15 protein-coding genes and 1 pseudogene are annotated in these 9321 nt (G+C 68.5%); 6 read left to right on the top strand and 10 right to left on the bottom strand.

Features of this window, described 5'->3' with window-relative positions:
• From SLNSH_RS23815 to SLNSH_RS23830, 4 genes and pseudogenes are all read right to left on the bottom strand, one after another.
• Window positions 1-650: pseudogene (locus SLNSH_RS23815) on the bottom strand (TolC family protein); the annotation flags it as partial.
• Window position 651: 1 nt separating this feature from the next.
• The gene (locus tag SLNSH_RS23820; protein ID WP_106340721.1) at window positions 652-903 is read right to left on the bottom strand and encodes a hypothetical protein; all 252 of its coding nucleotides are present in this window, start codon (window positions 901-903) and stop codon (window positions 652-654) included.
• A gap of 138 nt (window positions 904-1041) precedes the next feature.
• Entirely contained in the window at window positions 1042-1458 is a 417-nt protein-coding gene (locus SLNSH_RS23825; protein ID WP_106340723.1) for a hypothetical protein, read from the bottom strand.
• 77 nt (window positions 1459-1535) lie between these two features.
• Window positions 1536-1847: a hypothetical protein gene (locus SLNSH_RS23830; RefSeq protein WP_106340725.1), complete on the bottom strand. Its 312-nt coding sequence runs from the start codon at window positions 1845-1847 to the stop codon at window positions 1536-1538.
• 345 nt (window positions 1848-2192) lie between these two features.
• On the opposite strand from SLNSH_RS23830, the gene SLNSH_RS23835 reads away from it, so the two are divergent.
• Together SLNSH_RS23835 and SLNSH_RS23840 are read left to right on the top strand one after the other, a co-directional pair.
• Entirely contained in the window at window positions 2193-2714 is a 522-nt protein-coding gene (locus SLNSH_RS23835) for a DUF4142 domain-containing protein (protein ID WP_106340727.1), read from the top strand.
• Window positions 2711-3040 (top strand): cupredoxin domain-containing protein, encoded by a 330-nt coding sequence (locus SLNSH_RS23840; protein WP_106340729.1) that lies wholly within the window; start codon window positions 2711-2713, stop codon window positions 3038-3040. The genes SLNSH_RS23835 and SLNSH_RS23840 overlap by 4 nt, the downstream gene beginning before the upstream one ends.
• Here the strand turns inward: SLNSH_RS23840 and SLNSH_RS23845 are convergent.
• From SLNSH_RS23845 to SLNSH_RS23860, 4 genes are all read right to left on the bottom strand, one after another.
• The gene (locus SLNSH_RS23845; RefSeq protein WP_106340731.1) at window positions 3001-3756 is read right to left on the bottom strand and encodes an RNA polymerase sigma factor; all 756 of its coding nucleotides are present in this window, start codon (window positions 3754-3756) and stop codon (window positions 3001-3003) included. The two genes, SLNSH_RS23840 and SLNSH_RS23845, sit on opposite strands and share 40 nt — an antisense overlap.
• A 90-nt stretch (window positions 3757-3846) precedes the next feature.
• Complete coding sequence (locus SLNSH_RS23850) at window positions 3847-4446, bottom strand: 5-formyltetrahydrofolate cyclo-ligase (protein WP_106340733.1); 600 nt, start codon at window positions 4444-4446, stop codon at window positions 3847-3849.
• A gap of 6 nt (window positions 4447-4452) precedes the next feature.
• Entirely contained in the window at window positions 4453-4722 is a 270-nt protein-coding gene (locus SLNSH_RS23855; RefSeq protein ID WP_106340735.1) for a DUF6522 family protein, read from the bottom strand.
• The gene (locus tag SLNSH_RS23860; protein ID WP_106340737.1) at window positions 4719-5081 is read right to left on the bottom strand and encodes a carboxymuconolactone decarboxylase family protein; all 363 of its coding nucleotides are present in this window, start codon (window positions 5079-5081) and stop codon (window positions 4719-4721) included. The genes SLNSH_RS23855 and SLNSH_RS23860 overlap by 4 nt, the downstream gene beginning before the upstream one ends.
• A gap of 357 nt (window positions 5082-5438) precedes the next feature.
• Here SLNSH_RS23860 and SLNSH_RS23865 point away from each other — a divergent pair, with 357 nt between their 5' ends.
• From SLNSH_RS23865 to SLNSH_RS23880, 4 genes are all read left to right on the top strand, one after another.
• Complete coding sequence (locus SLNSH_RS23865; protein WP_106340739.1) at window positions 5439-5684, top strand: PepSY domain-containing protein; 246 nt, start codon at window positions 5439-5441, stop codon at window positions 5682-5684.
• An 87-nt stretch (window positions 5685-5771) separates the two neighbouring features.
• Entirely contained in the window at window positions 5772-6230 is a 459-nt protein-coding gene (locus SLNSH_RS23870) for a hemerythrin domain-containing protein (protein WP_106340741.1), read from the top strand.
• A gap of 93 nt (window positions 6231-6323) precedes the next feature.
• Window positions 6324-6872, top strand: coding sequence for a hypothetical protein (locus tag SLNSH_RS25080; RefSeq protein ID WP_106340743.1), 549 nt, complete (start codon window positions 6324-6326; stop codon window positions 6870-6872).
• 38 nt (window positions 6873-6910) lie between these two features.
• Window positions 6911-7330, top strand: a complete 420-nt coding sequence (locus SLNSH_RS23880) for a universal stress protein (RefSeq protein WP_106340745.1) — start codon at window positions 6911-6913, stop codon at window positions 7328-7330.
• 311 nt (window positions 7331-7641) lie between these two features.
• Here the strand turns inward: SLNSH_RS23880 and SLNSH_RS23885 are convergent, their stop codons facing one another.
• Both SLNSH_RS23885 and SLNSH_RS23890 read right to left on the bottom strand, forming a co-directional pair.
• Window positions 7642-7824, bottom strand: a complete 183-nt coding sequence (locus tag SLNSH_RS23885) for a hypothetical protein (protein WP_146140377.1) — start codon at window positions 7822-7824, stop codon at window positions 7642-7644.
• 8 nt (window positions 7825-7832) lie between these two features.
• Window positions 7833-9017, bottom strand: a complete 1185-nt coding sequence (locus SLNSH_RS23890; RefSeq protein WP_158266882.1) for a ferric reductase-like transmembrane domain-containing protein — start codon at window positions 9015-9017, stop codon at window positions 7833-7835.
• Window positions 9018-9321 lie beyond the last annotated feature (304 nt).

Raw genomic sequence — 9321 nt, forward strand, 5'->3', positions numbered from 1 at the left:
TAGAAGGCGTGCTCGCGGGCCTGCTCCAGTTTGTTGAGGCCTCCGGTCTCGCCGAGCTGCTTTGCGAGCTCGGACGCGGTGGCGGCTGTTCCGAGAGCCTGCTGCATGAAGGCGACGCGCTGGTTGGCGGCCACGGTGCGGTAGTATTGCCGGCGCGTCTCCGCGGCGAGGCGCAACACCGATTCCGCCGTGCGGAACTGGGCCGCCCGGAAGCGCTGCTCCGCCACCGCGGCGCGCGCCGGCAGGGTGATGAGGTCGAAGAGGCCGACCAGCACCTGACGCTCGACCTCCAGCTCCAGCCCGCCGCCGATCCGCAACAGGGAGATGCGCGGGCTCGGCGGCAGGGTGGCCTGCACATAGGCCGCCTCCGAGACGCCGAGCTCGTTGAAGGCCGCCTGCAGGCCGCGGTTCTTGAGGAGCGCCACCTGGACGGCGCTGTCGGACGTGAGCGGCCGACGCAGCAACTCCTCGGCGCGGCGCTGGGCCTCGCCGGCGGAGGCGTCGTCCGCGACCTTGACGACATCCTTGCCGAGCTCTGCCCGGGTCAGTCCGGCCACAGGCGAGAGACCGCCGTCAGGGGAAAGGCCGACGCAGCCGGACAGCAGGCCGGAGAGGAGAGCGACGGATGCGAGTTGGGGACCGCGCGCCATGTCAGCGCCCCCGCCGCGCGTCGTCGTTGGTGTCGCCGCGTTCGGGCGCACCCGGGGCGACACCCCGGTTCATCTCGCGCCAGTCCTTCGGCTCGACGACGTCGTAGCCGCGGACGCCGGCGGTGACCGGCGCGTAGCGGGGCTGGCGCAGGCCCAGCGATGGGTCGGCCGCGGCCGTGATGGAGGGCGTCGCGGGGGCGCAGGCGGCCAGGGGCGCCAACAGGCCCAGGGCTGCGGGGGTGAAGAGCTTCATCGGGACTTCCATCCCGGTCACCATCGACGTCGCGGGCCAAGGGCCTTCGAGGCTGGCGGTGACCGGCTGATCAGGGACGGGCGGCCGCGAGGCGCGGACACGCCGGTTCGGCGGGCGACAGGGCGCCCACTGCCTGGATCAGACGGTTCGCGGAGGGCGGTCGAGGCCGCCTGCGCCCGAGGGCCTGACTTGCTCGTCGGTAGGTATCAGCTTGGCGGCTCTCACGGCCGTGGGGGAACCGAGCAGGGCGCCAGTGTTCGCCTGGAACACATGACACAGCACCATGCCGCAGCAGGCTTGGCCATCGTCGTTATGGCCGCCCGCCCCGCCACAGACGTTCAGGTTCATGTCGCAGGATGCGGCGGGGCCGCCCACCTTGGTTCGCTCCGCCTGGTCGCCAAGGGCCGTGGCGGGGATCGCCTCGCGGTCCGCAAGGGCGATGCTCGCCGGCGCCGACCGGTGCCCCTCGTGCGCCATCGCCCGCGGCGCGGCGAAGGCCGCCAGCGCCAGCGTGATCGCGAAGAGGACGACAAGGATCGGGCCCTTGAGGCGCAACGGTATGCTCCTGGTGAGGGCGGAGGTTTCCCACGAACAGCCGCTTCGTGCAACCCGGGCGCTTCGCCCCAAGCCCTTCAGGAGAAGTCCGGGACGTAGAGGCAGAAGGTCTTGCTGTTCTCCCTGCCAAAGGCCGAGCAGCGGTGGAAGTGGTCGTCGGGCGAGCGCTTCACCTGCGTCACGGGGATCACCTCGCCCGTCGCCACAACCTGCCACCCGCCCTCGACCGGGCGCACGGCGTCGTCGACCACCTGGCGGCAGTCCTCGCCCCCGCAGCAGGCCGGGTCGTAGGTCCAACCGCTCTGGGCCTGGTGGCCTTGCGCGGCGGTGGCCAGGAACAGGGCCACAGTGATGGGGAATGCGCGCATGAGCCCAAGCTGGACGTGCATTGAGCCATATTGTGGGCAGATCAGTCTGACCGGGCAGGGTGCCGCGGGCGGCCACTCAGCCTTGAAGATCGGCGCCGCCGAAGCGGCGGAGGAAGTAACCGGTCAAGGTCGTCGACGCCAGTGGCCGGATCCTCGTCCGGGGCTGTCTCGCGCAGGGATCCGCTTTCGTCGAGTTCGACAACGTCGAGCACGCAGGCCGTTTGACCCGAACCGCGGCCATTTACAATCGATTGCCAACGTGGCCGCGCTCAGGGAAGAGCGAAGGACCCTCGGCATTGCCCAGCGGGAACCTTTCTGACCTGGCTCCATCCAACGGGCTGTTGGGTGCAGCTCAGGAGGAGTGCCATGCTGATCAGGATTGCCTTTTTCGCCGCGGCCGCCGTTCTGTCCGCCGCCGCCTTCGCCCAGGACGCGGCCAAGCCGAGCGACCCGCAAATCGCGCATATTGCGTACACCGCTGGCCAGATCGACATCGCCAGCGCGGAGCTCGCGAGATCAAAGGCCACCAACAAGGACGTGAAGGCCTTCGCCGACGACATGATCCGCGACCACAAGGCCGTCAACGAAAAGGCACTCGCGCTGGTGAAGAAGCTCGGGGTGACGCCCGAGGACAATGACATCAGCCGGTCGCTGACGAAGCAGTCGGAGGCCAAGCTGGCCGAATTGAAGGGCCTGCAGGGCCCAGCCTTCGACAAGGCCTATGCCGCGAGCGAGGTCGCCTACCACAAGCAGGTCAATGCCGCCCTCAAGGACACCCTGATCCCCGCGGCGCAGAACCCCGAGCTCAAGAGCCTGCTGCAGACCGGCCTCAAGATCTTCGAGGGGCATGAACAGCACGCCGAGATGGTGGCGAAGGAGCTCAAGTGACTTGGCGGCGCCTTGCGGCCGGGGTGGCGTTGGCGGCCGGCGCCGCCTGCGCGGGAGCCGCCCTGGGCGCGGCCGACCCCTTGCATCGCGTGGAGATCAAGGATGTCGGCTTTGCTCCGCCTGTGATCCGCGTCCGGGTCGGCGAGGCAGTCGAATGGACCAACAATGACCCCGTCGCGCATACGGCGACGGCGTCGGACGGAAGCTGGGAGGTCGACCTGCAGCCGGGCGAGAGCGGCCGACGCGAGATGCAGAAGGCGGGGACCTTCGGCTACCTCTGCCGCTATCACCCCAACATGACGGGCACCATCGTCGTCGCGCCCTGAGCGGAACCGGCTGGCGCCGCCTGCAGGGCGGGCGCCAGCCCAAGCCGCCGCAGCACGGCGAGCGTCGTCCGCGCGCACCTGGCGCCCCCGAATGGAAAAGCGTCGTCCAGAACCCCCATGAGCCTGGCTTGCAAGGCCTCCCTGAGATGGCGACGCGCCCTGTGGAGGCGGGTCTTCACAGTCTCGGGACGGATCCCCAGGGCCGTCGACGTCTCCTCGATGCTCATGCCGTCCATGTCGCGCATGACGAACACGACCCGGAATGCTTCCGGCAAATCGTCGATCGCCCTTTCCAGCAGCCGGCGCACTTCGGCGCGAGCTGCCGCTGCTTCGGGATCCACCGCCGCGAGCCCCGGGAAACACAGGACATTCGGCTGCTGAGAGCTGCTTTCGAGCTCCGCCAGGCCTGCGGTCTGGCGGCGGCTCCGGACGCGCCCGAGCGCCACGTTCATGACGATGCGGGTCAGCCAGGTGGACAGGCCGGCTTCGCCGCGGAAGTCCCCCATCGCGCTGTAGGCCCGGACATAAGCCTCCTGCAGGGCATCCTCGGCCTCGGCGTCGTCTCTCAGGATGCCGCGGGCCGTCCGGTACAACCGGAGGTTGTAGCGGGTCATGATCACGGCGAACGCGTGGCCCTCGCCGGCGCAAGTGCGGCGGACGAGCTCCGCGTCAGGCCAATCCACCATGTCGCGATCGGAGAGGGATGGTTGGCTCATGGCGATGAGATCCTGGTCGGTCCTACATCGTCGTTGGATGGAGCGCTTCGCGAAAGGTTCCCGTCAACGAGGGCGACGCGGCGTAGAGGATCACGGGGCCGTGCGGGCTGCCATTGGCCTGCCTCTCCCGATCACCTCCGTCTCGGTGACCACAACATCCATCGGAATGTCATGGGGCTCGTCCGGCACCCCGGGGCACTCCTGGCAGGCGAAGGCGATGCCAATGGCCGCGACCGGTTTGCGGGCGCGCATGGCCGGCAAGGTTCGGTCGTAGAAGCCGCCGCCGTAGCCGATGCGGAATCCCCGCCTGTCGAACGCGACCGGAGGGACGACTATGACGTCGGGATCAACCATGAGGGCCTCGGCCCGGGGCTCGGGAACGTCCATGCGGCCGCGCACGAGCGGGTCCCCGGGAGCCCACCGCCGGAACACCATCGGGGCCGCCCAGCGTGGCGTGCACGGAAGCGCCAGCAGCCGACCGCGGCTGGCCAGCGTCTCAACAAGCCAGCGCGGGTTCAACTCGTCACCTATCGGAACGTACAGTCCGACCACGCCCGGCAGGGCGCCGAGGAGCTCAAGCACCCGGGCTCCTGCGCCGACGGCAGCCCGCCGCCGGTCGTCGGCGCTCATCCTGGCGCGCGCCGCCAGCGCAAGCTGGCGGATGGCGATCTTCTCGGGCGTGGACGGCATCGCGGTTCACCGCGGGGCGCGCGCGAGCGGACCGTAGTCCACGCAGGATTTCTGAACCACGGCTCCGGCCGAATTGATGATCAACCTCGCCCTCTGGGAGCCACGGAAGAACGTGAGGCGGGTGCGCCCCGCGTCAGAGCCCTCGCCTCGTTCAACGACGCCCGTGATGGCGCCGGCGCGCATCTGATCGACGACCGCCGCGTCGCCCAATTCCAAGAGCTCCGCCACCAGCCCCAGCGGCAGCTCGACCTCGTCCTGGCCCACCCTGACGGTCATGACCCTTCCCCTTCGGAAGCCGGGGCTGCATCCGCCTTGGCGACCTCGTCAAGCGCGAGCAGGGAGTGAGCGAAGGCGGCGCCGGCCCGCATTTCGGCCGTGACCCAGACAGCCTCCATGATCTCGGCCCCGGTGGCGCCGGCTTTGAGCGCCGCCTTCGTATGCCCTCGGATGCAGTAAGGGCACTGCGTGGCATGGGCCACGGCGACGGCGATCAATTGCTTGGTTTTGGCGTCCAGTGCGCCCGGGGCGAACACCGCCTTGCCGAAGGCCTTGAAGGCCGCGTCCTGCTCGGGGCCCAGCTGCTTGCGAAGCCTGGCCAAGTTCCCGCTCGCCTCTGGATAGAGCCCGTCAGCCATTTTCTGCTCCACGGTGACGCCTACAGCCCCTCATCGGCAGAATGCGTCTCCCGAGCCGGTCGGCGCAACACTCCCAACTGCCGCAGCGGACATGCGCTTAGCGGTCAACTCGCTGACGCTGTTGAGCAGCCCACGAACACGCGCGTTGACGTCTGCGGGCGCACTCCAGGGCCGCCCCCGAGCGGCGAGAGGGTAATCGAAGTGGCGGCGCGCGGACGCACAACATCGCGCCAGTCCAGGCCGCCGGGACCTGTCAGGAGGCTGACATGGCTCAACAGCGGGGCAACAGCCCGCCTCCGCCAGTGTCCTGCGCATCGGCTCGGATCGTCCCGGTCCAAGCCCATCGGGAGAACCACCATGCGAACGATCCTGATCGCAGCCTGCGCAACAGTCGCAGCCGCCTCCATGACCATGGCCGGCGAGAGCAAGTCCGCGGCAGGCGAGGCCATCCGCCAGCAGCTGGAAGGCCTCGGCTATCGCGTCAGCCACGTCGAAGCCGAGCAAGGCCGGCTGAAGCTGCGCGCCGTCAACGACACGGGTCTGCCGATCAGGCTCACCTATGACCCTGCGACGGGCGAGATGCTCCGCGCCGCCATCCGCTGAACGACCCGGAGCAAACGCCTGTCCTGGTCCGCACAGGCCATTTCGACCGGGCGCGCGCGGCGCGCGGCCACGCTCAAGGAGAGCGCCATGGAATTCCCGATTCCGGCCTCGCTGAAGTCCGAGCACGAAGAGCTGCACAGGGGTCTGGCGCAAGCTGCCAAGGCCGGAGGGCTGACCGGAGAGGCGGCGCAGGCCGTCGCCAAGCTGATGCATCCGCATTTCGAACGGGAGGAGGAATACGCGCTGCCGCCACTTGGGTTGCTCGGCCCGCTTTCGAGCGGGAGGGTCGAGGACGGCATGGCCGAGGCGCTCAAGATGACGGACAGGCTTGAAGCCGAACTGCCCCACATGCTGGCCGAGCACAAGGACATCGTGACGGCGCTGCATGGCTTGGTCGCGGCCGCGAAGGCCGAGGGCAAGCCTGAATACGTCCGCTTCGCCGAGAAGCTGATCGCGCACGCCAACGCCGAGGAGGAAGTGTCCTACCCGGCTGCGCTGCTGGTCGGCCGATACCTGAAGCTCCTCAACCTTGGCTCGGCATCCTAACCGGGGCGAGCTTGGCCGTGCTCCGCCGGACCGTCCCGATCGCAGCGCGCAGGAAGGCAAAGGGCCGGCGCGATAAGCAACCGCAGCCGACCAATGCGGGCGCCAGAAGCCATGCCATGCCGTAAAGAGAGGCGCAGCCATGGCCAACATCACGCAATCCAGCTCCGGCTGGTCGCCGCACCGGTCGAACGCGCTTCGAGGGCTGAGGGAAGCATCTTCCTCGGCCTCGCAGGGCGCGAGTTTCGGGTAAGCGACGGCCAATCCGCGTTCGATCGCGGGGACGGCCACACCTACCTCTATGGCGACGGCGCCTCCGTGCTTGATCCCGAGTTCAACGATCCGCGCCATCCGCAGCTCGACACGATCAACCTAAACAAGTTTCCCACGTACATCCGCTTTGAGCCGCGGTCTCAGAACGACAGATGGCGGCTCAGCGTGGTGGAGGTGATCGTCAGATCTCCTGAAGCGGACGAGATCTACATCGAGATCGGGCCGGTCGGCTCTGGGCCGATCTGGCTGGGGCAGGGCTGCGGCAAGATCGTTTACCTGTGGCCGCCCGAGCCCCTTTCCAGAACAACAGCGACCTCGCCCGAGACCGGACGGCGCGAGCCGCCGGCGAGGAACCCCGCTCTTCAAGGCTGACACCGCGATCCGAGCCCACCAGGCGGGCGAGATGGTGCGTGTCTTTTTCGGCGGTTCAACGAGCCAGCGCCGCCTCGATCAGCCCCATCCAGTTCGAGAAGGTGGTGGTCGCGTGGGACGGGAGCCGGGTGGCGGCGCGCGCGGTCGGTGACGCGCTTCCCGCCCTGGCGCTGGCCAAGACGGTCTCTGTCGTGACGGTCGGGGACGAGCCGGATGACGCCGCTCCGGCGGCCTCCCTCGTGCGCAACCTCGTCGCACACGGTGTGGCCGCACAGGCCGAAAAGATCGCTCTCAAGATCAGCGTGGGGGCGGCGCTGCGAGACCACGTGCACGAGGTTGGCGCGGACCTGCTCGTGATGAGAGCCTACGGGCACTCGCGTCTCAGGGATTTCGTCCTTGGCGGCGCGACCAGGTCCATCCTCGCCGACCCGCTGGTGTCGGTCTGGCTTTCGCGCTGAACCGGCCGTGCTTGGTCGAGCACACACCGAACCCGAAGAGGGCCGAACGATGCTGAGGTGCTGCATCTTTATCATCACCTCCATCGGGCTCCTCGGAGGCGCGGCGGCCGAGACTTCATCCCCCGAGCACGCCGGTTCGAGGGCCTATGCCGATCTGTGCGCAAGGCGCCACGTGGATCCGGGTCGTCTCGGAGCTCGGGCAGCAGGTTTGGACAGCGGACCCCGCAAAGCCGCCCTGGAACGCTTTCTGGCGAGGCATCACGCGCCGGACGCGGTCGCCCGGGAGGCGGTGGTCGCCTATCTCACCTCGCTCAAGCGTCCGTGATCGCGATGCGGACCGCGAAAATTGCTGTTCCTACCGCCACACAACCCAGCACTAGCCAGAACCGCCGCGCAACGGTCCGGCTGACCGGATCGCGCGCCGTGCCGTAGTCGAACCTTTCCATGACGATCTGGCCGGCGCGCAAGCCCTTGTCGAGCAGGGCGGCGCTCACGGCGTCCATCATGGCAGGCGGGCCGCAGACGAAGCTCGCCACCCCGGTGCGGTCGAGGCCCTCAAGGAGGCGCGCCACATGGGTCGCGGTCGGGCGTCCCAGCTCCATCCCGTCGGCCGCTGGGCGTTCTCGACGAGGACCATGATCTGGAGGTCCAAGCAGCGCGTCATCGCGGCGATTTCCTCCTGCTCCACCAGGTCCCGTGCTGACCGCCCTGCGACGAGGAGGCGGATTGGGCGCCGGTCGCCCTTCCGTTGAAGAGACCGAAGAATGCCCAGCACCGGCGCGATCCCGATCCCGCCTGCAACCAGGACGATCGAGCGGGCGGTGTGGTCCTCGACGGTGAAGTTGCCGTGAGGGCCATCGACGCCAACCGGCAAACCCGGCTGGAGCGCGGTCAGGGAGCGCGTGGTGTCTCCGACCTCGCGGATCAGGAAGCGCACCAGGGGCAGCTCTTCCGGAGAAGAGGCAATGGAGAAAGGATGGTCCGTGACCGGATGCCGCTGGCCGATCGTGGCCCAGACGAACTGTCCGGCGCGGAAGCGAAATGAACCGGGGTACCGGGACTTGAGCACGAGTTCGACGATGTCGCGGGACAGGCGCCGCACCCGCTGGACCGAAAACCCGGTTATGCGCGTCGACAAGGGGCGCACGGCGTAGATAATCACGACGAGCGTGACGGCGGCCGCGGCGAGGACGACGAAAGCGAGCGCCACGGCAGGCTCCCGGACATAGGCTCCGAGGCGCCAGGCATGGTCGGCGCTGAGGGCCACGACAGCCAGCGCACCGAGACCATGCCCGATCCGCCAGACCTCGTAGCGCATCACGCGACTGCGGTTGCCACTGGCCAGAACGAAGAGGAGAACCAAGGTGGCCGTAGCCAGCACGCCGGAGCGGGCGGATTGCGCCGCAACAAGACGGCCGACCCGTGCGATCACGAGACCCGGCCGCCATTCGTCGCCAGCAAGGCCCAAGGCTACGACGTGGGCCGCCACGAGCAGGAGGATCGTTGTCGCCGCGGCGCGATGAAATCCGATCGCGACATCAAGGCCAAGCCGCGACGACACGGTCTTGAGCCGACCGGAGGACAGAAATTGCATCAGCAGCATGGCTCCGGCCACGAGTCCGCAGGCCGCCGCAAGCTCGGTCATGATGTCTGTCGGCGCGATCGAGGAGAAGGCCGCCAGCGCCAAAGGGCAGAGGACTGCTAAGATGTAGAGTGCGGCAAGACCGAACGGCGGCCAGGTCGGACGCCGCCACCACCAGCCAGCGCTGACGAGGCCATCTTGCATGCGGGATCCGTTCACTGGCCTACAACGCTAACCGGATCGCACTAGTGACGACGGACACCGGGACTGTGACAGCTCTATCCCGGCGAGGCCACCGGCAATCGGTCGTCGGGAAGCTCTCCCCGGACCTCCTGGCGTTTGTCCGGCGCCACCCATACCATCGATCACCGCCTCAGTTCAGTCGTCCCAGGCGTCGCAACTCAGGGCG

Origin of the sequence: Alsobacter soli, assembly GCF_003004785.1 — a bacterium.
GTDB lineage: Bacteria > Pseudomonadota > Alphaproteobacteria > Rhizobiales > Beijerinckiaceae > Alsobacter > Alsobacter soli.